At 65.4% G+C, this 25,050-nt stretch carries 25 protein-coding genes; 14 read left to right on the forward strand and 11 right to left on the reverse strand.

From position 1 onward, the window contains the following. Positions 1-228 precede the first annotated feature (228 nt). Complete coding sequence (locus tag ACVIGA_RS01510; RefSeq protein WP_456665039.1) at positions 229-999, reverse strand: gamma-glutamyl-gamma-aminobutyrate hydrolase family protein; 771 nt, start codon at positions 997-999, stop codon at positions 229-231. Between the two features lie 278 nt (positions 1,000-1,277). On the opposite strand from ACVIGA_RS01510, the gene ACVIGA_RS01515 reads away from it, so the two are divergent. Next, entirely contained in the window at positions 1,278-2,423 is a 1,146-nt protein-coding gene (locus ACVIGA_RS01515) for an AI-2E family transporter (RefSeq protein ID WP_456665040.1), read from the forward strand. Positions 2,424-2,430: 7 nt separating this feature from the next. Here the strand turns inward: ACVIGA_RS01515 and ACVIGA_RS01520 are convergent, their stop codons facing one another. The 6 genes from ACVIGA_RS01520 to ACVIGA_RS01545 form a co-directional block, all read right to left on the reverse strand. Further along, on the reverse strand, positions 2,431-2,727 hold the full coding sequence (locus ACVIGA_RS01520) for an antibiotic biosynthesis monooxygenase family protein (RefSeq protein ID WP_456665041.1): 297 nt from the start codon (positions 2,725-2,727) through the stop codon (positions 2,431-2,433). Positions 2,728-2,837: 110 nt separating this feature from the next. Further along, entirely contained in the window at positions 2,838-3,074 is a 237-nt protein-coding gene (locus tag ACVIGA_RS01525) for a hypothetical protein (RefSeq protein ID WP_223967636.1), read from the reverse strand. Positions 3,075-3,120: 46 nt separating this feature from the next. Next, positions 3,121-4,338 (reverse strand): diguanylate cyclase, encoded by a 1,218-nt coding sequence (locus tag ACVIGA_RS01530; RefSeq protein ID WP_456665042.1) that lies wholly within the window; start codon positions 4,336-4,338, stop codon positions 3,121-3,123. A gap of 246 nt (positions 4,339-4,584) precedes the next feature. Further along, positions 4,585-5,061, reverse strand: a complete 477-nt coding sequence (gene rpsI / locus ACVIGA_RS01535) for a 30S ribosomal protein S9 (RefSeq protein ID WP_223967634.1) — start codon at positions 5,059-5,061, stop codon at positions 4,585-4,587. Beyond that, positions 5,061-5,525 carry a 50S ribosomal protein L13 gene (gene rplM / locus ACVIGA_RS01540; protein WP_050405657.1) on the reverse strand — a complete coding sequence of 155 codons (465 nt, stop codon included), beginning with the start codon at positions 5,523-5,525 and terminating at the stop codon, positions 5,061-5,063. The genes rpsI and rplM overlap by 1 nt, the downstream gene beginning before the upstream one ends. Before the next feature lie 153 nt (positions 5,526-5,678). Beyond that, positions 5,679-6,107, reverse strand: a complete 429-nt coding sequence (locus ACVIGA_RS01545; protein WP_097673498.1) for a PaaI family thioesterase — start codon at positions 6,105-6,107, stop codon at positions 5,679-5,681. Positions 6,108-6,178: 71 nt separating this feature from the next. On the opposite strand from ACVIGA_RS01545, the gene ACVIGA_RS01550 reads away from it, so the two are divergent. From ACVIGA_RS01550 to nadC, 8 genes are all read left to right on the forward strand, one after another. Next, positions 6,179-7,006 (forward strand): enoyl-CoA hydratase, encoded by an 828-nt coding sequence (locus tag ACVIGA_RS01550; protein ID WP_456665043.1) that lies wholly within the window; start codon positions 6,179-6,181, stop codon positions 7,004-7,006. Positions 7,007-7,112: 106 nt separating this feature from the next. Next, entirely contained in the window at positions 7,113-7,697 is a 585-nt protein-coding gene (locus ACVIGA_RS01555; RefSeq protein ID WP_456665044.1) for a CoA-binding protein, read from the forward strand. Between the two features lie 147 nt (positions 7,698-7,844). Then, positions 7,845-9,125, forward strand: coding sequence for an O-acetylhomoserine aminocarboxypropyltransferase (locus ACVIGA_RS01560; protein WP_375775010.1), 1,281 nt, complete (start codon positions 7,845-7,847; stop codon positions 9,123-9,125). A gap of 157 nt (positions 9,126-9,282) precedes the next feature. After that, entirely contained in the window at positions 9,283-9,687 is a 405-nt protein-coding gene (locus ACVIGA_RS01565) for a hypothetical protein (RefSeq protein WP_456665045.1), read from the forward strand. A gap of 14 nt (positions 9,688-9,701) precedes the next feature. Further along, complete coding sequence (locus ACVIGA_RS01570; protein ID WP_456665046.1) at positions 9,702-10,661, forward strand: NUDIX hydrolase; 960 nt, start codon at positions 9,702-9,704, stop codon at positions 10,659-10,661. Positions 10,662-10,715: 54 nt separating this feature from the next. Continuing rightward, positions 10,716-11,702 (forward strand): quinolinate synthase NadA, encoded by a 987-nt coding sequence (nadA, locus tag ACVIGA_RS01575; RefSeq protein WP_456665047.1) that lies wholly within the window; start codon positions 10,716-10,718, stop codon positions 11,700-11,702. Further along, positions 11,699-13,249 (forward strand): L-aspartate oxidase, encoded by a 1,551-nt coding sequence (locus tag ACVIGA_RS01580; protein WP_456665048.1) that lies wholly within the window; start codon positions 11,699-11,701, stop codon positions 13,247-13,249. The genes nadA and ACVIGA_RS01580 overlap by 4 nt, the downstream gene beginning before the upstream one ends. Further along, positions 13,246-14,097 carry a carboxylating nicotinate-nucleotide diphosphorylase gene (gene nadC / locus ACVIGA_RS01585; protein ID WP_456665049.1) on the forward strand — a complete coding sequence of 284 codons (852 nt, stop codon included), beginning with the start codon at positions 13,246-13,248 and terminating at the stop codon, positions 14,095-14,097. The genes ACVIGA_RS01580 and nadC overlap by 4 nt, the downstream gene beginning before the upstream one ends. A gap of 4 nt (positions 14,098-14,101) precedes the next feature. Here nadC and ACVIGA_RS01590 read toward each other — a convergent pair whose 3' ends face one another. Beyond that, on the reverse strand, positions 14,102-15,187 hold the full coding sequence (locus ACVIGA_RS01590; RefSeq protein WP_456665050.1) for a COX15/CtaA family protein: 1,086 nt from the start codon (positions 15,185-15,187) through the stop codon (positions 14,102-14,104). Between the two features lie 188 nt (positions 15,188-15,375). Between ACVIGA_RS01590 and ACVIGA_RS01595 the strand changes: the two genes are divergently transcribed. Beyond that, positions 15,376-15,585: a DUF2842 domain-containing protein gene (locus tag ACVIGA_RS01595; protein ID WP_050422561.1), complete on the forward strand. Its 210-nt coding sequence runs from the start codon at positions 15,376-15,378 to the stop codon at positions 15,583-15,585. Here the strand turns inward: ACVIGA_RS01595 and ACVIGA_RS01600 are convergent. Continuing rightward, positions 15,582-16,610 (reverse strand): polysaccharide deacetylase family protein, encoded by a 1,029-nt coding sequence (locus ACVIGA_RS01600; protein ID WP_456665051.1) that lies wholly within the window; start codon positions 16,608-16,610, stop codon positions 15,582-15,584. The genes ACVIGA_RS01595 and ACVIGA_RS01600 overlap by 4 nt on opposite strands. Before the next feature lie 182 nt (positions 16,611-16,792). Here ACVIGA_RS01600 and ACVIGA_RS01605 point away from each other — a divergent pair, with 182 nt between their 5' ends. Further along, positions 16,793-17,986 (forward strand): GNAT family N-acetyltransferase, encoded by a 1,194-nt coding sequence (locus tag ACVIGA_RS01605; RefSeq protein ID WP_456665052.1) that lies wholly within the window; start codon positions 16,793-16,795, stop codon positions 17,984-17,986. A gap of 19 nt (positions 17,987-18,005) precedes the next feature. Here ACVIGA_RS01605 and ACVIGA_RS01610 read toward each other — a convergent pair whose 3' ends face one another. After that, positions 18,006-18,941, reverse strand: coding sequence for a LysR family transcriptional regulator (locus ACVIGA_RS01610; protein ID WP_456665053.1), 936 nt, complete (start codon positions 18,939-18,941; stop codon positions 18,006-18,008). A 285-nt stretch (positions 18,942-19,226) separates the two neighbouring features. Here ACVIGA_RS01610 and ACVIGA_RS01615 point away from each other — a divergent pair, with 285 nt between their 5' ends. After that, positions 19,227-20,564, forward strand: a complete 1,338-nt coding sequence (locus ACVIGA_RS01615; RefSeq protein ID WP_374707966.1) for an MFS transporter — start codon at positions 19,227-19,229, stop codon at positions 20,562-20,564. Positions 20,565-20,648: 84 nt separating this feature from the next. On the opposite strand, the gene ACVIGA_RS01620 is transcribed toward ACVIGA_RS01615, so the two are convergent. Further along, positions 20,649-22,985, reverse strand: a complete 2,337-nt coding sequence (locus ACVIGA_RS01620) for a GumC family protein (protein WP_456665054.1) — start codon at positions 22,983-22,985, stop codon at positions 20,649-20,651. Between the two features lie 174 nt (positions 22,986-23,159). On the opposite strand from ACVIGA_RS01620, the gene ACVIGA_RS01625 reads away from it, so the two are divergent. Then, complete coding sequence (locus tag ACVIGA_RS01625) at positions 23,160-23,798, forward strand: polysaccharide biosynthesis/export family protein (RefSeq protein ID WP_456665055.1); 639 nt, start codon at positions 23,160-23,162, stop codon at positions 23,796-23,798. Between the two features lie 3 nt (positions 23,799-23,801). Continuing rightward, positions 23,802-24,941 carry a glycosyltransferase family 4 protein gene (locus ACVIGA_RS01630; protein WP_456665056.1) on the forward strand — a complete coding sequence of 380 codons (1,140 nt, stop codon included), beginning with the start codon at positions 23,802-23,804 and terminating at the stop codon, positions 24,939-24,941. Positions 24,942-25,050 lie beyond the last annotated feature (109 nt).

Here is a 25,050-nt window from a genome sequence, read left to right on the forward strand (position 1 = left end):
GAGCCGCCCCGAGCTGCATTTCGGCACCGCAGGCAACATCGTCCTCGACGCCAATGCGTCCAGCTTCGCGGCGACCTACGGCCTCGAATATCTCTATCTCGGCCTGCCGGCCGGCACGCCCTACCCGCCGGTGCCCGACACAAGCAGCGGGTTTCATCTGGTCTAGGCTCGCTTGAAACGTTTGCGGCTGACGATACCGCAGCCCAAACTGTGCGGTGAGCGGGCCAGCTACGCTGCCCGCCGCCGCCCGCGCAGGGCGTCGCCGAAGGCCTCGAACAGCGCGCGGTTGATCGGGTTGCGCTGCGGATCATATTCGGCGTGCCATTGCACGCCGAGCGCAAAGCCGGGAGCATCGGCGATGCGGATCGCCTCGATGGTGCCGTCCTCGGCGATGCCCTCGATCACGACGCGCTTGCCGGGCTGGAGGATGCCCTGGCCGTGCAGCGAATTGACCCGAATGGTCTCGCAGCCGAGGATCTTCGCGAAGGCGCCACCCGGCGTCAGCGCGACGTCGTGACGGTCGGCGAACACCACGGTGGGATCGGGATGGATATCGCCGTTCTCCAGCCGCGGCATCCGGTGATTCATGCGGCCCGGGATCTCGCGGATCTCCGGATGCAGCGAGCCCCCGAAGGCGACGTTCATCTCCTGCAGGCCGCGGCAGATGCCGAAGATCGGCACGCCGCGCGCGACGCAGGCCTCCGACAGCGCCAGCGCGACGTCGTCGCGGTGGATGTCGTAGGGCTCGTGAGCCGCGCAGGGTTCGGTGTTGAAGCGGGTCGGATGAACGTTGGCGCGGGCCCCGGTCAGCACCACGCCGTCGACCACGTCGAGCAAGGCGGCGACCTCGGTGATCTCGGGGCTGCCAGCGAACATCAAGGGCACGGCGCCCGACACCTCGGCAACCGCGCGAAGGTTGCGCTCTCCGACCATCTGGACTGTGAAACGATTTTCGATGCGATGGGCGTTTCCGATCACGCCGACCACGGGCCGTCTCATTATTGAAGTCTCGCGCAATGATTCTTCTAAGTTTGCGACTTTGCGGAGACGATCATGCCTTCGAGTTTCCCCCGGATCAACTGTCTATATCTGCACAGGGGGGCTTGCGATCCTGCACAGATTCGCAGCCCTCGGGGGCCCAAACCCGGCCTGGCGCCCAACGGTCGCGGCAGGACCACGGCACGTCAGCGGCAAACCGGCACGGTCCGCCCAGCTTGATCCCGGCGGGATTTTCGCCAAAGACTGCTCCAGACACTGTCGCGAAGGGGGAATCACCCGTGACTGACCCGGCTGACAATCGCCTGCAGGCCCGCAACGACATGGCGTGGGCGATCGCCGTCGGCGGCATCGGCATAGTGCTGTTCGCCGCCCTGCTGACGTTCGCCTGGCAGTTCGCCGCGACCCTGTTCCTGCTGTTCGCGGGCATGCTGCTCGGGGTCGCCCTCAATGCCATGGCCACCCTGCTCGGCCGGCTGACCGGGCTGCCTCACGCGTTGCGGCTTGCGATCGTCTGCCTGGCGATGGCTGGGCTATTGTCCGGCATCGTGTTCCTCGGCGGCACCACGATCGCACAGCAGGCCACGGTGCTGAGCAACACGATCAAATCGCAGCTCGGCAACGTCAAGGAGTTCCTCGAGCAGCGCGGCGTCGATACCAGCTATCTCGACTTCACCAATGCCGCCGGCGAGGCGAAGGGCGAAGGCTCCGCTGTGACGACGCCGACGACAACGACGCCGCCAGCGTCGCAGTCGCACGGCATCCCCGGCGCCGGCGCGCTGGCCTCCAGCGGCGGCGCGATCATCAGTCAGACGCTGAAGGTGCTGCTCGGCACTGTGAGCGTCGTCGGCAACTTCTTCATCGTGCTGTTCCTCGGCCTCGCCTTCGCGGCCCAGCCGAGCATTTACCGCGCCGGATTGCTGTTCATTGCACCGGCCAAATACCGCGCGCAGGCGACCGTCATCGTCGACCGCATCGGCGAGACGCTGGAACGCTGGCTGATCGCGCAGATCATCACCATGACCGCGGTGTTCCTCGTCACCTGGATCGGGCTCGCCATCATCGGCATTCCGAGCTCGTTCATCCTTGGCATCCAGGCCGGCCTGCTCGCCTTCATCCCGACGGTCGGCGCGATCTTGGGCGGGCTGATCGTGGTGCTGGCGAGCCTGGCGAGCGGGTGGATCGCGGCGCTGTCGGCCTTCATCCTGTTCCTCGGCGTGCATGCGCTGGAAAGCTACGTGCTGACGCCGATCATCCAGCGCCAGGCGCTCGATATCCCGCCGGCAACACTGTTCGCGTTCCAGATCCTGCTCGGCGTCGTGTTCGGCATCTGGGGGCTGGCGCTGGCGCTGCCGCTGATGGCGATTGCCAAGGTGATGATCGACCACTTCAAGGCGGAGGATCAAGCGCCGGCGCAGGCAGCGTAAATCCTCCTTAGGTGGTCAAGACGGTCTCGGTGTGCTCGACCTCGGGCGCGGCGGCAAAATAGGGACCGACCAGCGCGCGCCAGGCGGTGAAATCCTCGGAGCCGCGGAAATCGACGGTGTGGTTCTCCAGCGCCTCCCATTTGGCCACGAGGCGATAGCGCGACGGCTTCTCGATCGAACGGTGCAGTTCGAACCCCTTGCCGCCCTTGGCACGCAGGAACAGCGGGCGCGCCTTGGCCACCGCCGCCTCGAAATCCTTCTCGCTACCGGGCTTGACGTCGATCTGTGCGATTTCCGTGATCATCGAGCTCTGGCCTCCCTTGTTGGTTTCCCTTGAGGCCCGTCTCTAGCCCAGCCCGCCCAAAAGCAAAAGGCGCCCGCGTTGGGCGCCCGATCCGGCAATCACGCGGCGGTTCAGTTGAACAGCAGCACCGTACCGACGACCATCAGCATCGCGCCGAGCAGCATCACGATCGGCCAGCGGCTCCTCGGTGGCTGGTATCGTCCCTGCGCGCGGCGTTCGGCGATCAGCGCGGTCTCGTATTCACCGGAGTCCGAGAACAGGCAAGCGAAGCCCCTGCGCGCCGAAGCCGCGTCGGCTTCGAGCGACATCAGGGCTGAATGGGGGTTGCGTGTTCGGATCGATTCCATGCCCGAAAGCATGGGATCGAACGGCTAACCAGTCGTTACCGCGCACTCACGCGCGGGCGGGCGTGGGCTTTTGCCGCGCCGATGCCGGCAGGCCCGCGGTCTTGCGCCGCCAATTCTCCAGCGACAGCGGCAATTCCTCCGCCGCCTCGACACGGTTGCGGCCGCTGCGCTTGGCCTGGTAGAGCGCCGTGTCGGCCGAGGCCAGCAGCACCTCGAGTTCGGTCCCGGCAGGTCCACCGGCCACGCCGATGCTGACCGTGGTATCGACCGAACCTTCCTCGCAACTGATGTTGCTGTTCTCGAAGGCTTCGCGGACGCGCTCGGCGACCAGGACGCCCTCCTCCAGCGAGCACGGCAGCAGCGCCGCGAACTCCTCGCCGCCGATCCGGCCCGACAGATCGCTGATCCTGAGGCTGTTGACCACCACGGCGGAGAACAGTTTCAGGATCTCGTCGCCCGCGGGATGGCCGAACCGGTCGTTGATCGACTTGAAGTGATCAAGGTCGAAGATCATCACGGTGACCGGCCGGCCGGCCGTGGCCTCCCGCTCGATCACCCGCGCGCAGGCTTCGGTAAATCCGCGGCGGTTGAGCATGCCGCTCAAGGGATCGATCGACGCAGCGGTCTTGTGCACGGCCACCGCGCGGTCCGACACCATCATGAAGATCACGAACACCGTGCCGATCGCGTACAGCACGAGCTCGATCGAGAATAGCGTGACCCAGAAGCTGCTGACGAAGTTCTGGCCGTTCAGCCGCAGCAGGTCGCCGACCAGGATCGGCAGCATCAGGACGCAGCCATGTGCGACCGGGATCGCGATCGCAATCCAGCGACGTTGCATCGCTCGGCGGCGCTCGCTCCAGAGTTCGGAGGCGGTCAGCGCGGCGTAGATCGCAACGATCCCTGCGCCGATGGTCAGGCGCAGCGCCGGATCCGCGATTGACGTCACGGCACCGATCCACACGATCGGGCCGAGCACGAGACCCGGCAGGTTGGCCTTGCGGCCGTGGAAGATACGCGCAGCATTCCAGACCATGCCGCAGGCGGCGAAGCCGATCGCATTGAGGCCCAGCAGGACCATCGGATCGAGCGTCGAACTGCCGACCGTCCACAGCGCGACAGAGGCCGCACCGAGCAGATAGGCGGTGCCCCACCACTTCAGCGCGGGAATGTTCTCCTGCCTGCCGAACAACCAGAGCATGGCGCCGAGCATGCCCGCGACCATGGTGGCGAACAGATAAAGCGTCGATGGATCGAACGACATAGTGTCACCCCAGCCCGGTGATGCAACGTTCGCAGGCGCAAATAATACGGTGATGCAGCGCCAGTGCGAGCCCGCAAGCTAGAAGGCCCGAGTTCCAATTTCGTTTGCACGCACACGCAAGTTTTCATGAAAAACTGCGTTAATTCGCGTCGAAGCACGCGCTGTTGGGCGCAGCAAAAAGGGCGCCTCGCGGCGCCCTTTGCAACTCGATGCACGCGGCAATTGCCGCGAATTTGAGAACTCGAATTAGCGCTTCGAGAACTGGAAGGACTTGCGGGCCTTGGCCTTGCCGTACTTCTTGCGCTCGACCGTGCGGCTATCGCGGGTCAGGAAGCCGCCCTTCTTGAGGACGCCGCGCAGTTCGGGCTCGAAGTTGGTCAGCGCCTTCGAGATACCGTGGCGGACCGCACCGGCCTGGCCGGACAGACCGCCGCCGGCGACGGTGCAGATCACGTCGTACTGGCCGTTACGGGCGGCAGCGACCAGCGGCTGCTGGATCATCATGCGCAGCACCGGGCGGGCGAAGTAGACTTCGATGTCGCGGGTGTTGACCGAGATCTTGCCGGCGCCCGGCTTGATCCAGACGCGGGCGACCGCGTCCTTGCGCTTGCCGGTGGCGTAGGCGCGGTTGAACTTGTCGATCTTCTTGACGTACTTCGGCGCGTCGGGAGCCGCCGGCTTGACCTGCGAGAGCTGGTCGAGGGACTGCAAAGTATCGGACATTATGCGGCCCTCGTGTTCTTGCGATTCAGGGAAGCGATATCGACCTTCTCGGGGCTCTGGGCCTCATGCGGATGCTCGGCACCTGGATAGACGCGCAGATTGCCCATCTGCATGCGGCCGAGCGGACCGCGCGGGATCATGCGCTCGATCGCCTTCTCGACGACGCGCTCGGGGAAGCGACCCTCGAGGATCTGCTTCGCGGTGCGCTCCTTGATGCCACCGATGAAGCCGGTGTGCTTGTAGTAGACCTTCTGGTCGCGCTTGCGACCGGTCAGCACCACATGCGCGGCGTTGACGATGATGACGTTGTCGCCGCAATCGACATGCGGGGTGTAGGTGGGCAGGTGTTTGCCGCGCAGGCGCATCGCGACGAGCGTGGCGAGACGACCGACGACCAGACCCTTGGCGTCGATCACAACCCACTTCTTCGTCACTTCGGCGGGCTTGGCCGAGAACGTGCTCATGTGTGAAATCCGTGAAAAGGAAATCGGCGCCGAATGCGCCGAACTGCGTGGGTTTCTAGAGAAGCCGCGGGCGCGCGTCAACGCCAATACGCGCAATTTATATCAGCAAAAACAATCGCTTGTAAATATGGTGCAATAATACCGTAGAGAAGACTATTGATTTGGAATGGAATAGGTCGCCGTGACATGGGCGATCGGATCGGGTGAAGTGCCGGACAGCAGGTTCACCTCGCCGACCGCAAGCCGTTTGCCGAGCTTCAGCAGCTTGGCCACCGCGAGCACGTCCTGCCCCGGCTGGCCCTTCCGCAGGAAGTTGATGTTGAGGTTGGTGGTGACAGCAAGGCCGATCGGCCCGATCGCGGACAGCAGCACCACATACATCGCGAAATCCGCCAGCCCCATCAGGGTCGGTCCGGACACCGTGCCGCCCGGCCGCAGCATGCGCTCGCTGAAGCGCTGGCGCAGCAGGGCAGTCTCGCCGTCTGCGCTCTCGATCCGGATGTCGTCGTGGGTGAACGCCTGCGGAAATTCCTTGCGCAGGAACTCCTCCAGATCAGCCACGCTCATTTTCGCAATCGCCATGCGGTCCCTGCCCTCGCTTCAGCCTGCCTGTTACATTAAGTTGTCATAGAGACCAAAGTGGAATTTTTGCCATGTCCGCCCAAGCCGCCCGCGCCGAAGCGCCGCAACAGCAGCCGATCCTGCTGCGCGAGACCGCGGGCAGTATCGCGCTACTGACGCTCAACCGCGTCGCGGCGCGCAACAGCCTTTCCGAGGGCCTGATCGGCGAGTTGCACGCTGCGCTGGACGATATCGGCGCTGACAAGAGCATCCGTGCGGTCGTGCTCGCCGCCAACGGCCCGGCCTTCTGCGCGGGCCACGACCTCAAGGAGCTCACCGCGCGCCGCACCGACGCCGACCGCGGCCGCGCCTATTTCGCAGAGATCATGAACGCCTGCAGCGCAATGATGCAGGCGATCGTGCACCTGCCGAAACCGGTCGTGGCGTCCGTCCAGGGCATCGCAACCGCGGCGGGCTGCCAGCTCGTCGCGAGCTGCGACCTCGCGGTTGCCTCCGAGGCCGCGGCGTTTGCGACGCCAGGCGTCGACATCGGGCTGTTCTGCTCGACGCCGATGGTGGCGCTGTCGCGCAACGTGCCGCGCAAGCAGGCGATGGAGATGCTGCTGACCGGTGAACCGGTCTCCGCAGCAACGGCGCAGAGCATTGGCCTCGTCAACCGCGTGGTGCCGGCAGGTACCGAACGCGACGCCGCGATCGCGCTGGCCGAGAAGGTCGCACTGAAATCGGCCTACACCGTCAAGCTCGGCAAGGAGGCGTTCTATCGCCAGGCCGAGATGAGCCTCACTGAGGCCTATCGCTTCGCGGCCGAGGTGATGACTGAGAACATGATGGCGCGCGATGCCGAGGAAGGCATCGGCGCCTTCATCGAGAAGCGCGACCCGAAGTGGCAGGATAAATGACGCCCTCTTAGGCGTCATTCCGGGGCGATGCGCAGCATCGAACCCGGAATCTCGAGATTCCGGGTTCTCGCTTCGCGAGCCCCGGAATGACAAACCCGGAAGACAGATGAATCACGACGCGTACGACGACAACTACATCCGCAGCATCCTGAACAACGTGAAATCGATCGCAATGGTCGGCGCGTCGCCGGTCAATGTGCGGCCGAGCTATTTCGCGTTCAAATATCTGGCGCAGCGCGGCTACGACATGATCCCGGTCAACCCGGGCCATGTCGGCAAGGCGCTGATGGACAAGCCGTTCGTCGCATCGCTCGCGGACATCGACCGCCCGATCGACATGATCGACATCTTCCGCAATTCGAGCCACATCATGCCCGTCGTCGAGGAGGCGTTGAAGTTGTCGCCGCTGCCGAAGGTGATCTGGATGCAGCTCGGCGCACGCGACGATGCCGCCGCCGAAAAGGCGGAGGCCGCAGGCCTCAAAGTGGTGATGAACCGCTGTCCGAAGATCGAGTACGGCCGGCTGTCGTCGGAGATCTCCTGGATGGGCGTCAACTCGCGCACGCTGAGTTCCAAGCGCGCGCCGATCCCGACCCAGGGCATGCGGCTGTCGCTCAACCGCACGAGTTTTGGCGGCGGCCAGACTGCGGCATCCGACCGCGCGGCAAAAAACAAGACCGAGACGACCTGACATCGCAGCGGAATAATCGCTCCGATCATCCGGTATAGCCCGGGATGCCCCTCCCAAAACCGGCGGCGTGCCCAACTCGCTTGACGGCGGACGCCGCCGCCATCAGCATGCCGCGCGTTTCGACCAGGCCACAACAGGACACAAAGAATGACCGATCGCCTTCCGGGATTTTCCACCCTCGCCGTGCACGCCGGCGCACAGCCTGATCCCACCACCGGCGCGCGGGCGACGCCGATCTACCAGACCACGTCATTCGTCTTCAACGACGCCGACCATGCGGCTTCGCTGTTCGGCCTGCAGGCCTTCGGCAACATCTATACCCGCATCGGCAACCCGACCAACGCGGTGCTCGAGGAACGCGTCGCAGCGCTCGAGGGCGGCACGGCAGCGCTCGCGGTTGCCTCCGGCCACGCCGCGCAGCTCGTGGTGTTGCAACAACTGCTCCGGCCCGGCGACGAAATCATCGCCGCGCGAAAACTCTATGGCGGCTCGATCAACCAGTTCACCCACGCCTTCAAGGCGTTCGGCTGGAACGTCGCCTGGGCCGATCCCGACGACGTCGCAAGCTTCGAACAGGCGGTGACGCCGCACACCAAGGCGATCTTCATCGAGTCGATCGCCAACCCCGCCGGCAGCATCACCGATATCGAGGCGATCGCGGCCGTCGCGCGCAAGGCCGGCGTGCCGCTGATCGTCGACAACACGCTGGCCTCGCCCTATCTGATCAAACCGATCGACCATGGCGCCGACATCGTCGTGCACTCCCTGACCAAGTTCCTCGGCGGTCACGGCAACTCGCTCGGCGGCATCATCGTCGACGCCGGCACCTTCGACTGGTCGAAGGACAACAAATATCCGATGCTGAGCGAACCGCGCCCGGAATATCACGGCATCCGGATCCAGGAGACTTTTGGCAATTTCGCCTTCGCGATCGCCTGCCGGGTGCTCGGCCTGCGTGACCTCGGTCCAGCGCTGTCGCCGTTCAACGCCTTCATGATCCTGACCGGCATCGAAACGCTGCCGCTGCGCATGCAGAAGCACTGCGACAATGCCAAGGCGGTGGCGGAATTCCTCTCCACCCACCCCGCCGTCTCGGCGGTGAACTACGCCGGCCTGCCCGGCGACAGGTACAACGCCCTGCAGCGCAAATATGCGCCGAAGGGTGCCGGCGCGGTCTTCACCTTCAGCCTCAAGGGCGGCTACGACGCAGGCGTCAATCTGGTGTCGAACCTGAGGCTGTTCTCGCACCTCGCCAATGTCGGCGACACCCGCTCGCTGGTGATCCACCCGGCCTCCACCACCCACAGCCAGCTCGACGACGCCGCCAAGGTGAAATCGGGCGCCGCGCCCGAGGTGGTGCGGCTGTCGATCGGCATCGAGGACAAGGAAGACCTGATCGCGGACCTCGACCAGGCCCTGCGCGCCTGATCCCGACGTTGGTTCCGGAGCGGTGCACCCGCATCGCTCCGGCAACCTTGCCCGAAACGACCGTCTCGTTAACGCTTAATACCGACGGGTCTCTCGTTAACGCTCAATCCGGCATAAAGTGGCAGTGATAGGCTCCGGATGATTCGGGAGACCATTGATGCTGCGCTGGATATTGCCGCTCGCGATCGCGCTGTTTGCGATTTCGCCTGCTGACGCCGCCGACGGCCCTGTCGTCACCAAACGCGCCACCGTCAAGGCCGCGCGCCAGTTGCCGGCCGGCCTGCCGCACCCGCACTACGCCTACCGCACCACCATCACGTCACCGACCTATGTGCGGCGCGGACGCCAGCTCGTGGTCGTCGAGCCCAAGGTGATCCCGCTCAACTCAGAGCCGTACATCCCGTACATGCAGGGTGAACCGCTGCTGCCTGGATCGTCGTCATTGCCCGGCTATTACGGCAACTGGCACTCCTACAATTATTACGGCCCCTATTACGGCGGCGCCTATGTGACCTACTGGGACCGCCTGCCCTACGCCTGCGGCGTCTACGGCTACTGCTAGCCCGGGACACGCGCGTGGCCAGATCGCCGCAGAAGAAAACCAGCGCACCGGCTTCGGGCAACGCTGTCACCGCCGACCTCGTCGCGGTGCTGGTCGCCGTCACCGACGGCACGCCGAGGATCATGACCATCGCCGGCGGCTCCGCGCTGCCGAGCGGGCCGTTCGAGTTCACCCATCGCTCGCTGCAGACCGCGCTGCGCGCCTGGGTCGAGGCGCAGACTGGCCATCCGCTCGGCTATGTCGAGCAGCTCTACACCTTTGCCGACCGCGGCCGGTCCGGCGACGCCAGGACGCCGCACAGCGTCTCGATCAGCTATCTCGGCCTGACCCGCGAGGACCAGGTCGGCGAAGGTTTTGAGGCACATTGGTCCGGCTGGTACGACTATTTTCCCTGGGAGGATCATCGCGCCGGCACGCCGGTCTGCCTTGCGAAGATGATCGCGCCGAAGCTGAAGACGTGGGCGAAGGCGGCACCGTCACCAACGCTGCAGCGCGAGCGCTGGCAGCGCTGCGCCATTACCTTCGGCCTCGAGGATCGTGGCTGGAACGAGGAACTGGTGTTGCAGCGCTACGAGCTGCTCTACGAGGCGTTGCTGATCCCGGAAGCCGGGCGCGCGCATGACCGCGAGGCGCCGATCGTGCCGGGCAAGCCGATGTCGGCGGATCATCGCCGCATCCTCGCGACCGGAATCGCACGGCTGCGTGCCAAGATCAAATACCGTCCGGTGGTATTCGAATTGATGCCGGCCGAGTTCACCCTGCTGCAACTGCAACGCAGTGTTGAAGCGCTCGCAGGCCGGCTGGTCCACAAGCAGAACTTCCGCCGGCTCATCGAGCAGCAGGAACTCGTTGAAGAGACTGGCGCAATGGCCGCCGATACCGTCGGACGGCCGGCCAAGCTGTTCCGCTTCCGCCACGCCGTCTTGGCCGAACGGGCCGTCGCCGGCACCAAGCTCCCGCTTTCGCGCACTTGACATGCCTTATGCTCAGGATAAGTATAAGCCATCTTATGCTCAAGGAGAGTATAAATGGTTGCACTCGATACCGATCTGCTCACCCGCACCGCGCCGCTCTATGAGCGCGTCAAGCGCGTCATCCCACCGCTCGAATGGGCTACTTTCGCCGAGGACGTCGACGCGATCCTCGAACTGAAACGCCGCCGCAACGCGGTGGTGTTGGCGCACAACTACCAGACGCCGGAGATCTTCCACGGCGTCGCCGATATCGTCGGCGACAGCCTGTTGCTCGCGCGTGAAGCAACCAAGGTCGACGCCGATGTCATCGTGCTCGCGGGCGTGCACTTCATGGCCGAGACGGCGAAGCTCTTGAACCCGGCCAAGACCGTGCTGATCCCGGACCTCAAGGCCGGCTGCTCGCTGGCGGACTCCATCACGCCAGCCGACGTGCGGCTGATGCGCGCGCGCTACCCGGACGCGCCCGTGATTGCCTATGTCAACACGTCGACCGCGGTTAAGGCGGAGTCAGACATCTGCTGCACGTCAGGCAATGCGCTCAGGATCGTGGAATCGCTCGACGCCGAGCGCGTCATCATGCTGCCGGATGAATATCTGGCGCAGAACATCGCCAAGCAGACCAGCAAGAAGATCATCGCCTGGAAGGGCCATTGCGAGGTGCATGAGCTGTTCACCGCCGACGACGTGCGTCAGCTGCGTGAGAATTATCCCGATGTCACCGTTCTGGCGCATCCGGAATGCCCGCCCGAGGTGGTCGCCGAAGCGGACTTTTCCGGCTCGACGGCTGCGATGCAGTCGTTCGTCGAGACCAAGCGTCCGCCGCGTGTGGTGCTGCTGACGGAATGCTCGATGAGCGACAACATCGCGGCCCGCAATCCCGATGTCGACTTCGTCCGGCCCTGCAATCTCTGTCCGCACATGAAGCGGATCACGCTGAAGAACATCCGCCACGCGCTGGAGACCAATCAGCACGAGGTCACGATCGATCCCGCGATCGCCGATCGCGCGCGCAAGAGCGTCGAAAGGATGCTGGCGATATGAGTGTTGATATCTCCGATCTCAACGGCCGCCCGGTGATCATCGGCGGCGGCGCCGCGGGGCTGATGACCGCGCTCCAGCTCGCGCCCGAGCCGGTCGTGCTGCTGTCGAAATCGCCGCTCGGCGCGGAAGCCTCCAGCATGTGGGCGCAGGGTGGCCTCGCCGCGCCGGTCGGCGCGGATGACACTCCTGCCCTGCATCTCGCCGATACGCTCGCCGCCGGCGCCGGCCTCTGTGATGCGGCCGCAGCATCCCGGATCGTCCACGCCGCGCCTGCCGCCGTGGAGCATCTGGCCGAGCTCGGCGTCGCCTTCGACCGCCGCGCCGACGGCAGCTGGCGTCTCGGGCTCGAGGCCGCGCACGGCCGCAACCGCATCGTGCACGCCACCGGCGACGGCACCGGCCGCGAGATCATGCGCGCGCTGATCGCGGCGGTCCGCCAGACGCCATCGATCACATTGCTGGAAGGCGTCGAGGCGCGCCGGCTGCTCGTCGAGGACAATGCCGTCAGGGGCGTGCTCGCAGCCAGCGACCGCGGTACGCTAACGATAGCCACCAACCGCGTCGTGATCGCGACCGGCGGCATCGGCGGGCTGTTTTCAGACAGCACCAACCCGGGCGGATGTTTCGGCCAGGGGCTCGCGCTCGCCGCCCATGCCGGCGCAAAGCTGTCGGATCTCGAATTCGTCCAGTTTCATCCGACCGCCTTCGACGGGCCGTCACGGCCGATGCCGCTGTTGACCGAGGCGATCCGCGGCGACGGCGCGACCCTGATCGACGAGACCGGCCAGCACTTCATGGCCGATCAGCCCGGCGCCGAGCTCGCGCCACGCGACATCGTCGCGCGCGCCGTCTGGCGTCACCGCGCTGCGGGACATCGCACCTTCCTCGATGCGCGCAAGCATCCGGGCGCGGATTTTGCGCAGCGCTATCCCGTGATCAGCGCGTTCTGCAAGATGGCCGGCATCGATCCCGCAAACGATCCGATCCCGATCCGGCCGGCGGTCCACTACCACATGGGCGGCATCGCGGTTGACGGCTATGGCCGTAGCACGGTGCAAGGCCTGTGGGCCTGCGGCGAGGCCGCGCGCACCGGGCTGCACGGCGCCAACCGGCTCGCCAGCAACTCGCTGATGGAAGCGATCGTCTGCGCGCGTTGGGTCGCCGAGAGCATCGAAGGCGTCAGCGCAGGTCCACGCGCGATGTTGAGCGAACACACGATGCCGCCCGCCTCCGATCCTTCCGCCGTACGTCCGATCCTCACCCAGGGGCTCGGCGTGCTGCGCGATCACGACGGTATCGCACGCGCGATCCGGAGCCTCTATCCGCTCGCACGCAGTCCCAGTGCGGCATCCGACGCAGCTTTGGTCGGATTGATGATCGCGATTGCCGCCATCAGGCGCGAGGAAAGCCGCGGCGGTCATTTCCGCACCGATTTCCCCCACACCGCTTTGTCGGCAGCGCCGTCTTCCCTCACCCGTGCGGAAGCGCTCGCCGCCGCGCACGACATCGTTGAATCCAAGCTATCAGCCAGGAGTGCCCGCTCATGACCCTCAATCCCCTGTTGCCGCTGCTGTATGAGCCGATCGTGCAAACCGCCTTGCGCGAGGATCTCGGCCGCGCCGGCGATATCACGGCAGACGCCATCGTACCTGCCAGCCAGCAGGCCCGGCTGGTGATGCGGGCGCGACAGCCCGGCGTGATCGCCGGGCTCGACATCGCGCGCACCGTCTTCCAGACGGTGTCGCCGGCGGTCGAGTTGCGCGCCGAGCGGCCCGACGGCAGCGCTGTCGAACCCGACGATGTCATCGCGATCATCGACGGGCCGGCCCGCAGCCTGCTCACCGCGGAGCGCACCGCGCTCAACTTCCTCTGCCATCTGAGCGGCGTCGCGACCGCAACCGCCACGCTCGTCAAAGCCGTCGCAGGTACGCGCGCGCAGATCGTCTGCACCCGCAAGACCACGCCGGGACTGCGCGCGCTGGAGAAATACGCGGTCCGCGCCGGCGGCGGCGGCAATCACCGCTTCGGTCTCGACGATGCCGTGCTGATCAAGGACAACCATATCGCGCTCGCCGGCGGTGTCCGTCCTGCGATCGAACGTGCCAAGGCCAATACCGGTCATCTCGTCAAGATCGAGGTCGAGGTCGACACGCTGGCGCAGCTCGAAGAGGTGCTGGCACTCGGCGTCGACGCGGTCCTGCTCGACAACATGACGACGGAGCAGCTCGGCCAGGCGGTAGCAATGGCGCGCGGCAAGGCGCTCACCGAAGCCTCCGGCCGCATCACGACTGCGACCGCCGCGGCGATTGGCGCCACCGGCGTCGATTTGATCTCGGCCGGCTGGATAACCCACAGCTCGGCCACGCTCGATATCGGGCTCGACTATCTGTCCTGATGGATCAAAGCGACTGGCCGACCGGAACCAGATTCGGCTGGTCCCGTTCGGTCCGCCGCGCCGCGAAGCGCTCGGCCTGCAGCACCGCGAGCGTCAGCACGACGATCGCGACGGCCTGGTGCGTCAGCGCCAGATCAATCGGCACCTGATGCAGCAGCGTCAGGATGCCGAGCGTCGCCTGCAGCGTGATCGCGGCCACCAGCCACCAGGCGCCCGCTATCACCGCACCTCCGGAGCGGGCGCGCACGGCATCGATCGCATGCGCGATCGCCAGCCCGAACAGCAGATAGGCAGTCATGCGGTGCTCGAACTGCACCGTCAGCGTGTTGTCGAACAGATTGCGCCACCACGGCGTCTCGAACCAGAGACGGTCGGCCGATGGAATGAAGCCGCCGTCAATATCGGGCCAGGTGTTGTAGACCCTGCCCGCGCGCAGGCCGGCGACCAGCGCGCCGAAATAGAGCTGCACAAAGGTGAGCACGAGTAGCACCGCGCTCGTGATCTTCAGCCTGACCGGTGCAATGACCGACGGACGGTCCGTCAAGCGCCGCAGCGTCCAGACGATCGCCGCGAAGATCAGGAGCGCCAACACCAGATGCGTCGCCAGCCGATATTGCGACACCTCGACGCGCTCCGAGAGGCCGGACGCCACCATCCACCAGCCGACGCCGCCCTGCAGCGCACCGAGACCGAAGATCACCCACAGCCGCCGGCCGAGCTCGCCGCTCACCGCGCCGCGCCACAGGAAATACAGGAACGGCAGCAGATAGGCGGCGCCGATCACCCGGCCGAGCAGCCTGTGGCTCCACTCCCACCAGAAGATCGTCTTGAACTGATCAAGTGTCATCCCGGCGTTGAGCTCGCGATATTGCGGGATGGTCTTGTAGCCCTCGAAGGCCTTCGTCCACTGCGCCTCGGTCAGCGGCGGCAGCGCGCCGGTCACCGGCTTCCATTCGACGATCGACAGGCCGGACTCGGTGAGCCGCGTGGCGCCGCCGACCAGGACCATCAGCGCGATCAGGGCGGCGACCGCGATCAGCCAGACCCTGACGGCGCGGAGCTGCGATGGTTGTGCGGAAATACCGGCCATTTCGCCCTGACTTGATTGGATTTTCGGGCCCCTTATAGTCCGCCGCGCCGGCCGCGCAAGCGCCGCCCGGAGCCGCGTTCCGATCGATCCGGAACGAGCTCCAGAACCTTGTTTTGACGCGTTTTCTAGCGCGAACCGGTACCCACTTCGCGCGAAAGCACTCTGGATCACGAGTTTACATCTCCGCCATGGCCATACGCACCCGCAAACTGCTCGGAACCATCTTCCTGCTGATCCTGGTCGTGGTGTGGTCGCTGCTTGGCATGACGATCGCCCAGACCCCGTGGCTCGCCAATTCAGGACTGCTCCAGGCGATTTTCTATGTCGTCGCGGGACTTGGCTGGGTGCTGCCGGCGATGCCGATCGTCTCCTGGATGTCGCGGCCCGACCGCGCCTAGATCGCGCCCTCGTCGCGCCCGTGCCGGGTCGGCCGCACCGGTGCGAACATCACGCCCGAGAGCAGCACGCGCATCATCCGCAGCGACCGCACGCGGCCGTCCCATGCGACGCGCGGCAGCGCGTAGAGATTGGTGCGCCCCTGCGCCTCGACCACCCCTGATATGGTCGACACCGCGCTGGCAAAGCCGGCCTCCTCGGCCATCACGACATGCGGACGGCGGAATGCGTCGCGGTCCCCGAAGGGGAATGCGAAATGCTTGATCGGGCGCCGAAGCGCGCTCTCGGCAACCGCCTTCCCCATCGCCATCTCGCGCTGCGCGTCGCTATCCCTGAGATTGGACAGGACGGAATAGTTCACGGTCGCGCTGCCGAACGTCACGTTCGGATCATCCGTAAGCTTCGCCAGATCCTGCCAGTCGAGCGACGCGTTGCGTGACAATTGCGCCGCATCGGCCGAATAGCGCCGGCTGAGATCGTTCACCGCATAGGACAAATCAGGCGGCGACAGCTTGCGCAGCCAGCCGGACAGGAAATCGAACAGCTCGTATTTGTCCGACAGGCTCGAGACCACGAAGTGCCGCTCCCTGCCGTCGATAACAAGGCTGATGCGGCTCTCGCGGGCGATGATGTCCTCGAGCACAAGCCACCACGCCGCGCCCACGCCATCCGGGAAAGCAGTCGGCAGATAGAGGGTAAAGGGGACGCCGTGCCTGGCGAGCACGGGATAGCCATGCGTGACGAAGTCCTTGCTGGCGCCGTCGAAGGTCAGGCAGACAAAGCGCCGGCGCTCCGGCATGGTCACCGCGCGGCGGCAAGCCTCGTCGATCCCGACGATGTCGTACTTCCAGCGCTTCAGCGCGCGAATGGTGCGATCGAGGAAGGCAGGCGTGATCTCCTCGAACTTCAGCGGCTGGAACCGGGCCCGGCGCGCGGGACGGACGCGCGCGAAGCGCAGGATCACCCCGGCGCCCCCGGCCTCGCGTTCCCGCAACCTGAAGGCGCCGCTGAAATAGGCAAGCTCCATCCGGGCCCGCCGCAAAATCCTGTTGTCCGGCGCCAAAATCCCCGCCTCTGCCCGGCGGTTCCCACACACGCCGCCAAGCCCCCTGCCGAGCCATTCTTATTACTCTTTGTTGACATTTCCCTGCGAAGGTCGGCCCCAGCCGAGACCTGTAAATTAATACCTTAAAAAATTTGGGTTCCGAGATGATCATGGCGGCGGCAGTTGAAGGCCAGACGGCGGGGACGCGACCATGGTCGAACGCAATTCGCGTCGCCGGCGTCGACATCTTTCATGATCTCGCTGCCGCCGAGGCGACCTGGCGCAGTCTCGAGACACCGCAACACAGCTACACGCCCTATCAGCGTTTCGATTTCCTCGCCAACTGGCAACGCCAGGTCGGCGAGCGCGAGGGGCTGCGGCCCTTCATCGTCGTGGCCCATGACAGCGAACGCCGTCCGCTGCTGCTGCTGCCGCTTGCCATCGAGTCTCGCCTGGGCGCGAACTGCGCGAGCTTCATGGGCGGCAAGCATGCGACCTTCAACATGGCGCTGTACGACAAGGACTTCGCCGCCAACGCAACCGAAGCCGACATCACGGCTTTGATGAGCTCGATTGCCGAGCGGTCCCGCGTCGACGCGCTCGTGTTGTGCCAGCAGCCGCTGCGCTGGCAGGACCAACCCAATCCACTGGCGTTGCTGCCGCACCAGGCTTCGGTGAACGACTGTCCGCTGCTTGTGATCGAGCCCGGCGCCGCGCCCGCAGCGCTGATCAGCAATTCGTTCCGCCGTCGCCTCAAGGGTAAGGAACGCAAGCTGCAGCCGCTGCCCGGCTACCGCTATCACGTCGCGGCCGACAGCGCCGACGTCTGCCGCCTGCTCGACTGGTTCTTCCGCGTCAAGCCGCAGCGCATGGCCGAGCAGAAGCTGCCGGACGTGTTCGCCGAGCCCGGCGTCGAGCAGTTCATCCGCAGCGCCTGCCTTGCGCCGCGTGCCGACGGCAAGGGCTACGCGATCGACATCCACGCGCTGGAGTGTGACGAGGAAGTGATTGCGATCTACGCCGGTGTCTCCGACGGTCATCGGTTCTCGATGATGTTCAACACCTACACGATGTCGGCCAACTCCAAGTTCAGCCCCGGCCTGATCCTGATGCGCGACATCATCGATCGCCATGCCGGCATGAACTACCGCGCCTTCGACCTCGGCATCGGCTCGGACGAGTACAAGCGGCTGTTCTGCAAGGACGACGAAGCGATCGTCGACAGCTTCGTTCCGCTCAGCCTGCGCGGCAAGCCGGCGGCAAGCGCGCTTTCGGCCATAAGCCGCGCCAAGCACGCCGTGAAGCAAAATCCGGCGCTGTTCGAAATCGCGCAGAACCTGCGCAGCATGTTCCGCTGAGGACGCCCACGGTGCGACGTTAGATAGAGCTGTCGGACGCCTGCCGTCCGCTCTCGACGCCAAGCCGCATCATCGCATCGAACACCAGCATCGCGGCCGGCGACAGCGCCCGCCTGCGCAGCTTGATCAGCCCGTAACTCTCGAGCATCAGCTGGTCGCGGATCCGCAGCATCTTGAAGCGCTGCGGATCGAGCAGATCGAAGATCAAGAGGGGCACCGGCACGATCGCATCGATCCCTGCGGCAATTCCGATCGAGGCGGAGAAGGATTCGGTGTTGATCATGCGCTGCGGCGGCGCAATGCCCCGGCTGTGGAACAGCCGCTCGAGCGCCTGGCGCATGAAGGATTCCCGCGGCTGGCAAATCCATTGGAGGTCGACCGTGTCTTCCAGATTGACGCTGTCGAGCGCGGCCAGCGGATGCTCGGCGCGAACCAGCAGGCCGGCTTGCTCGGCGCCGATCTCGTGATAGTCGAACTGCCCGGGATCGACGCCGGCGGGTATCCGCGCAACGATGAAATCCAACTCAAGCGCGAGCAGCCGCGCAACCAGCGGCGGGCTGGTGCTGACATCGAGCGAAATGTTCACCCGGTGCAGCTTCTCGCCTAGATACTGCATCACATCGACGACGAGGTCGATGCTGGGCTTGGCGACCGTTCCGACCGACACGGTGCCGAGTTCGCCGGACCGGTAACCGGCGAATTCATTGGTGACCCGGTCAAGGTCGGCCAGCACGCTCCTGCCGCCCCGGATCAGGATCGAGCCATAGGCCGTCGGCTCGACGCCGCGCGCCGTCCGCTCGAACAACGGAACCCGTGCCACGGCCTCGATCTCGGCCAGCATCTTGGATGCCGCCGACTGGGTGATGTTGAGGCGCTCGGCGGCCAGCTGCAGCTTGCGCTCGCTGTCGAGCGCGACCAGCAGGCGCAACTGGCGCAATTTCAGATTATTGATCACGGCCCGCCACCATCCTGGCTCTTGAATCTATCTTGACGCGCTTTTCCTGCCGCGAACCGGCATCCATTTCGCTGGAAAACGCTCCAGGGTTCCCGCGTTCATACCGCGGTGCATCATGACAGTTTCGCCGTGGCTCCATTCCCAAATGCCATTAGTCACGCGGCGGTCGATTACACAACAATGAATGCAATACTTGCAAGGGCAAGGCGACGAACCGCTGCGGCTGCACGAAGGTGCCGCCCGGACAGCGCGATCACCGTGCGCCGAATCGAAAAACCGGAAGGGATGGGAACGATGAGCGACGATGTCGAGAAGCGCGCAATCGGAAAGATGATGCGGCGGCTGATTCCGTTCCTCATCCTGTGTTACTTCGTGGCCTACCTCGATCGCGTCAATGTCGGCTTTGCCAAGCTGCACATGAACACGGCGCTTGGGCTCAGCGAAGCCGCCTACGGGCTCGGCGCGGGCCTGTTCTTCATCGGCTACTTCTTCTTCGAAGTGCCCTCCAACATCCTTCTGGAACGGTTTGGCGCGCGGCGCTGGATCGCCCGCATCATGATCAGCTGGGGCATCGTCTCGGCGGCGTTCGCGTTCATCCCGCAGATGTCCGCGGCGAGCGGCCTCTCGAGCGAATGGATCTTCTACTTCCTTCGCCTGCTGCTCGGTGCCTGCGAGGCCGGCTTCTTCCCCGGCATCATCTTCTATCTGACCCTCTGGTTCCCGACGATCTATCGGGCCCGCGTCATCAGCCTGTTCATGCTCGCGATCCCGATCTCGAGCATCATCGGGGCGCCGATCTCGGGCCTGCTGCTCAACCTGTCCGGAGGCGGTCTGACCGGGTGGCAGTGGCTGTTCATCTGCGAAGCACTGCCGTCGGTGCTGGTCGGCTTCGCCGTGCTGGCGATGCTGCCGGACTTCCCGCGTCAGGCGAGCTGGCTGCAGCCCGACGAGATCAAATGGGTGCAGAACACGCTTGAGATCGAGCGGCAGAAGAAGGAAGCCGTGGAGCACATCTCGGTCATGCAATCGCTCACCGACTCGCGGGTGCTCTCCTGCGCCCTCGTCTACTTCTGCCTCAACGCCGCCAGCTACGGCGTCGCATTCTTCCTGCCCACCATCATCAAGGCGTTTGGCGTCACCGACACCCAGACAGGCTTCATCGCCGCCCTGCCCTTCGTGTTTGGCGCGGTCGGCATGGTGCTGCTGGGCCGCCATTCCGACAAGACCGGTGAGCGGCGCTACCATGTCGCCGGCGCACTCGTGCTCGCCGCCGTCGGCATTGGCCTGGCCGGACTGGTCTCCAGTCCCGTGCTGATCATCGGCCTGCTCTGCATCGCGCAGATCGGCGTTTCGGCGGTGCCGCCGATGTTCTGGCCGATGCCGGCGAGCATCCTGAACGGCGCCTCGGCCGCGGCGGGCATTGCCGCGATCAATTCACTCGGAAATCTGTCCGGCTTCGCGGGCCCGTTCGCGATGGGCTATCTGAAGGACCTGACCGGTGGATTCACCGCGGGCCTGCTGCTGCTCGCGGTCGTCGGCTTGATCGGCGCGCTGGTCACGATCAGGCTGCGGATCGATCCCGTCCTCGAGCGGGCCGCGCGTGAGCCCATGCTCGCGCACTGAGGCGCCATCTAGAGGCGAGAGGCGCTCTCCGAAGAGAAGCGCGATGACGACTCAACCTGAGCTCATCGCGCCTTGAAGGTTTCGTCAGGCCGCCACCACGCGCGGACCCGTCACGACCGTTTCCGACGGCGCGCAGGGCTTGCTCAGCATCGTGACTTCGGAGAAGCCGACGGCCCTGAGCTGATCGACCATCGAGCGCCGGGCATCCTGCGCCATTCCAGCGTCGGGCACGACGACAGCTTGCGCCTTTGCGGTCAGCAGCTCGGCCGGCAGGTCGACGGCCGTGCCGGCGTCGAGCAGCACGTGGTCGTAGACCCGGAGCAGCGCATCGATCGCCAGCGCCAGCCGCGGCGATTGCAGATGCGAGCGATCGAAGCCCGGACGACCGGCGCTGACGATCTGAACCCGCGACTGCCGATCCTTGGTGATGATCTGTGCGAACGTCGCCTCACCCTGCATAAGTTCGGCAAGGCCGGGCGCGCCGGGATCGACGGTTGCCGCCGTCAGCGCGGGTGAAGACGCGACGAGATCGACCACCACGACCTTGGCCTGACGCGCCATCAGACGGGCCAGCGTCAGCGCAGTCAGCGTGACGCTCTCGCCGGCGGCCGGGCCGAGCACCGTGACCTTGTGGGCGGCGGGACCGGCCGCGACCAGACGCTCGGCCAGCTCATCGATCTCGTTGGCCGTCCGGGCGGGCATAGGCTGCGGATCGTTGATGACGGGCTCATATGCAACGGCGGGTTCGGGCCTCAGATCAGGCTCGGGCGACAGGCTGGGCGCGAGCGGCGACGCGAGCTCAGGTTCAGGCGGCAGCGTCAGTGCCGGCTCGTCGACAGTTGCGGTCTCCATGACCGGCTCGCGGCGCCGGATCACTGCGGCGGCCGGTGCGAAGGCACGGCCCACCGCGCCCGGCGCGGAGATGCGCAGCAGCTCGCCGGTGATGATGATGCCCGACGACAGCAACAGCGTCGCCAGCGTGGCGATCAGCACGATCGGCAGCTTCTTCGGATAGGCCGGCGTGTTCGAAACCGTGGCGCGCGAGATAATGCGGCCGTCGGTCGGTGCCGCCTCGATGTTCTCGCGTGCGGTCGCCTCGCGATACTTCGCGAGATAGGCTTCCAGCAGATCGCGCTGCGCCTTGGCTTCACGCTCGAATCCGCGCAGCTGGACGTCCTGGCTGTTGCTCGACGACGCCTGCTTCTTCGATTGATCCAGGCCCGCCTGCTGCGCCTGGACGCGAGCATCGGCGACGCGGGCATCGTTATCCAGCGAGCGCGAAATCTTGCCGGCTTCCTCGCGCAATTGGCGGTCGAGGTCGGCGATCTGCGCCTTCAATTCCTTGATGCGCGGATGGTTGTCGAGCAGCGTCGACGACTGCTCGGCGAGCTGCGCGCGCAGCGTACCGCGCTGTTCGGCGAGCCGGCGGATCAGCTCGGAATTGAGCACTTCGGAGGCCTCGATTGGCTTGCCGCCCTGAAGCATTTCGCGGATCAGCCGCGCCTTGGTCTCGGCGTCCGCCTTCAGCGCACGGGCATTGTTGAGCTGCGTGTTCAGCTCGCCCATCTGCTGGTTCGACAACGGGATGTTGTTGGTGCCGACGAACAGGCTCGACTTGGATCGGAATTCCTCGACCCGCGAATCCGCTTCCGCGACCTTGCTGCGCAGCTTGTCGATCTCGCCCAATAGCCAGGTGCTGGCGGATTTGGCCTGGTCCTGCCGCGCCGCCTGCTGCAACACCAGATAACCGTCGGCAATCGAGTTGGCGACGCGCGCCGCAAGCTCGGGATCCTCCGACTGGAATTCGATCACCATGACGCGCGACTTGTCGACCGCATAGGCCTGGAAGCGCTCGTAATAGGAATCGAGCACCCGCTCTTCCGGGGTCAGACTGAACGGGTCACGGCCGATGCCGAACAGCGCCAGCAGCGACTTCAGCGGGGAAAAGCCCCGCAGCACCGGATCGAACTCCGGGCGCTCGGCGAGATTGTTCTTCTTGATGATGTCACGAGCGAGATCACGCGACAGCAAAAGCTGGACCTGGCTCGTCACGGCCTCGGCGTCGAGCGAGGTGCGTTCGAGGTCGCGCTCGCCGTTCGGGCGCAGGAAGGCGTTCTCGCGATTGTCGATCAGGATTCGCGCTTCCGACTTGTAGCGCGGCGTCACGACGTTGACGGCGGCAAGCGACACCGCAAACACGAGCACGGTCGGCACGATGATCCAGCTTCGCTTGCGCGCCAGCGCGCGTCCGAGCACATGCAGATCGATATCCGTCGTCTCCGCCGGACGCGTCGGCTCGTCAGGAGCTGATATCGGTGCAGCCGGCCTCGCAACGGCTTCGGCGGCAACCGGCGCAGACTTCGGCAACGCCCGTTGCACCGCGGCCTTTTCCTTGCCTCTACGCCAGAATGCAAAACGCATAACGAACTCCCGCGGACGCCGCGATTCCATCTCAATGGCCGCGATTACAGTCCATTAAGGTTGCTGCTGGGTTAATCGGCGGAGTTGGTGGATGCGGCGGCCACCACCGGCCGTCATCGTTTGTTAACCATGAGTGCCGTTAATCGACGCCGATATTGTTGCGGGATTCCTCACATGCGCGACCTGCGCGCTCCCCTCGTTTGTCTGATTGCTGCGCTCGCGTTGTCGGGCTGCATGGGCCGAACGTCGCCGGTTGCCGGTGACCCGGCCCTCGATTCGATGGCGTATGGGCAGCCAGACTTTGCTGCGCCAGCGCCGATGGCCGTGGCCTATGCCGATCCCGCGCCGACGCGTGAGGCCTATAATCTCGGCCCCGGCGACAGGCTTCGCGTCGTGGTCTATGGCCAAGAGGGCCTGACCAATTCCTATGCGATCGATGCGGCCGGCGCGATCACCATGCCCCTGATCGGCTCGGTGCCAGCACGCGGCCGGACGCCTGCCGGGCTTGCCGCCGAGATCACCGCACGGCTGCGCAACGGCTTCATCCGCGAGCCTTCGGTGGCGGTCGAGATCGAATCCTACCGGCCATTCTTCATCCTCGGCGAAGTTCAGGCCCCCGGCCAATATCCCTATGTACCCAACATGACGGTCGAGAGCGCAGTGGCGATCGGCGGCGGCTTCTCGCCGCGCGCCAGGCGCGACGAGGTCACCCTCACCCACACCGATGCATCGGACGCCGGCCGCTTCGTCGCTCCCCTGGGCACGCCGATCGGGCCCGGCGATACCGTCTTCGTCGGCGAACGCTGGTTCTGAACGATGGCACAGGATCAAAATCAGGAACGGCCGCTCCGCATCCTGCATGTCGTCCGCGCCCCCGTCGGCGGCATCATCCGTCACATCCTGGATGTCGCCAACGGCCAGATCGAACGCGGCCACCATGTCGGCATCGTCGCCGACAGCCTGACCGGCGGCACGCGGGCCGACGCGGTCCTCGCAGAGATCGAGCCGCGCCTCAAGCTCGGCGTCCACCGGGTGGCTATCCGCCGCGAGCCGCGCTTCGCCGACTTCATAGTCTGGGCGCATATCGCCGGCCTGATCCGGAAGCTGAAACCCGATGTCGTGCATGGTCATGGCGCCAAGGCCGGCGCCTATGTCCGGCTGCGGCGGCGATCGGACAAGGTGATCCGGGTCTACACGCCGCACGGCGGCTCGCTGCACTATCCGCTCGACACCTGGAAGGGCCGCTTCTACAGCCAGCTCGAGCGTACGCTGATGAACAGCACCGACCTGTTCCTGTTCGAGAGCGCGTTCGCCCGCGACACGTATCAGCGCACGGTGGGCAAGCCCTCAGGCCTCGTCCGCTGCGTCTTCAACGGCGTCACGTCGGAGGAATTCGAACCGGTTCCCAAGGCCGACGACGCCTCCGACGTGGCCTATGTCGGCGAATTCCGGCGCATCAAGGGCGCCGACCTCCTGATCGATGCGGTGGCGAAACTGCGCGCCGAGGGCAAGCCGGTGACGCTGACGCTCGGCGGCGACGGCGAGGAGTTCGAGCGGCTCAAGGAGCAGGTGAAGCGGTTGTCGCTCGGCGACGCCGTCTGCTTCATCGGCCACGTCAAGGCGCGTTACGGCTTCTCGAAGGGCAGCGTTCTGGTGGTTCCCTCGCGTGGCGATTCGATGCCTTATGTGGTGATCGAGGCCGGCGCGGCCGGTGTTCCGATGATCGCAGCCAATGTCGGCGGCATCCCGGAGATCTTCGATACCCAAACCGACGCGCTGTTCGCGCCCAGCAATGCCGGCGCGATGGCCGACGCCATCAAGGCCGCACTCGACAATCCCACGGCGACCGCTGCGCGCGCGCAGAAACTCCGCGAACGGATTTCCGAACATTTCTCGCAGAGCGCAATGGTCGAGGGCGTGCTGGCCGGCTATCGCGACGCATTTGCCAAACGTTAACCATTTCTTACACACGTAACCGTTTCTTCCGATTTGTCCCCTTAACTCATATCCAGGGGAATTTCGGTGCTGCGCGCGGATGCCCATCTGCACGCGCAGAAATGGACGT

Source organism: Bradyrhizobium sp. USDA 3240 (assembly GCF_054063295.1).

What these genes read in the sequence shown, in the direction of transcription:
- ACVIGA_RS01510 (WP_456665039.1), bottom strand. Translation starts at nt 999, where the DNA reads ATGAGACGGCCCGTGGTCGGCGTGATCGGAAACGCCCATCGCATCGAA.
- ACVIGA_RS01520 (WP_456665041.1), bottom strand. Translation starts at nt 2,727, where the DNA reads ATGATCACGGAAATCGCACAGATCGACGTCAAGCCCGGTAGCGAGAAG.
- ACVIGA_RS01525 (WP_223967636.1), bottom strand. Translation starts at nt 3,074, where the DNA reads ATGGAATCGATCCGAACACGCAACCCCCATTCAGCCCTGATGTCGCTC.
- ACVIGA_RS01530 (WP_456665042.1), bottom strand. Translation starts at nt 4,338, where the DNA reads ATGTCGTTCGATCCATCGACGCTTTATCTGTTCGCCACCATGGTCGCG.
- rpsI (WP_223967634.1), bottom strand. Translation starts at nt 5,061, where the DNA reads ATGTCCGATACTTTGCAGTCCCTCGACCAGCTCTCGCAGGTCAAGCCG.
- rplM (WP_050405657.1), bottom strand. Translation starts at nt 5,525, where the DNA reads ATGAGCACGTTCTCGGCCAAGCCCGCCGAAGTGACGAAGAAGTGGGTT.
- ACVIGA_RS01545 (WP_097673498.1), bottom strand. Translation starts at nt 6,107, where the DNA reads ATGGCGATTGCGAAAATGAGCGTGGCTGATCTGGAGGAGTTCCTGCGC.
- ACVIGA_RS01550 (WP_456665043.1), top strand. Translation starts at nt 6,179, where the DNA reads ATGTCCGCCCAAGCCGCCCGCGCCGAAGCGCCGCAACAGCAGCCGATC.
- ACVIGA_RS01555 (WP_456665044.1), top strand. Translation starts at nt 7,113, where the DNA reads ATGAATCACGACGCGTACGACGACAACTACATCCGCAGCATCCTGAAC.
- ACVIGA_RS01560 (WP_375775010.1), top strand. Translation starts at nt 7,845, where the DNA reads ATGACCGATCGCCTTCCGGGATTTTCCACCCTCGCCGTGCACGCCGGC.
- ACVIGA_RS01565 (WP_456665045.1), top strand. Translation starts at nt 9,283, where the DNA reads ATGCTGCGCTGGATATTGCCGCTCGCGATCGCGCTGTTTGCGATTTCG.
- nadA (WP_456665047.1), top strand. Translation starts at nt 10,716, where the DNA reads ATGGTTGCACTCGATACCGATCTGCTCACCCGCACCGCGCCGCTCTAT.
- ACVIGA_RS01580 (WP_456665048.1), top strand. Translation starts at nt 11,699, where the DNA reads ATGAGTGTTGATATCTCCGATCTCAACGGCCGCCCGGTGATCATCGGC.
- nadC (WP_456665049.1), top strand. Translation starts at nt 13,246, where the DNA reads ATGACCCTCAATCCCCTGTTGCCGCTGCTGTATGAGCCGATCGTGCAA.
- ACVIGA_RS01590 (WP_456665050.1), bottom strand. Translation starts at nt 15,187, where the DNA reads ATGGCCGGTATTTCCGCACAACCATCGCAGCTCCGCGCCGTCAGGGTC.
- ACVIGA_RS01595 (WP_050422561.1), top strand. Translation starts at nt 15,376, where the DNA reads ATGGCCATACGCACCCGCAAACTGCTCGGAACCATCTTCCTGCTGATC.
- ACVIGA_RS01600 (WP_456665051.1), bottom strand. Translation starts at nt 16,610, where the DNA reads ATGGAGCTTGCCTATTTCAGCGGCGCCTTCAGGTTGCGGGAACGCGAG.
- ACVIGA_RS01605 (WP_456665052.1), top strand. Translation starts at nt 16,793, where the DNA reads ATGATCATGGCGGCGGCAGTTGAAGGCCAGACGGCGGGGACGCGACCA.
- ACVIGA_RS01615 (WP_374707966.1), top strand. Translation starts at nt 19,227, where the DNA reads ATGGGAACGATGAGCGACGATGTCGAGAAGCGCGCAATCGGAAAGATG.
- ACVIGA_RS01620 (WP_456665054.1), bottom strand. Translation starts at nt 22,985, where the DNA reads ATGCGTTTTGCATTCTGGCGTAGAGGCAAGGAAAAGGCCGCGGTGCAA.
- ACVIGA_RS01625 (WP_456665055.1), top strand. Translation starts at nt 23,160, where the DNA reads ATGCGCGACCTGCGCGCTCCCCTCGTTTGTCTGATTGCTGCGCTCGCG.
- ACVIGA_RS01630 (WP_456665056.1), top strand. Translation starts at nt 23,802, where the DNA reads ATGGCACAGGATCAAAATCAGGAACGGCCGCTCCGCATCCTGCATGTC.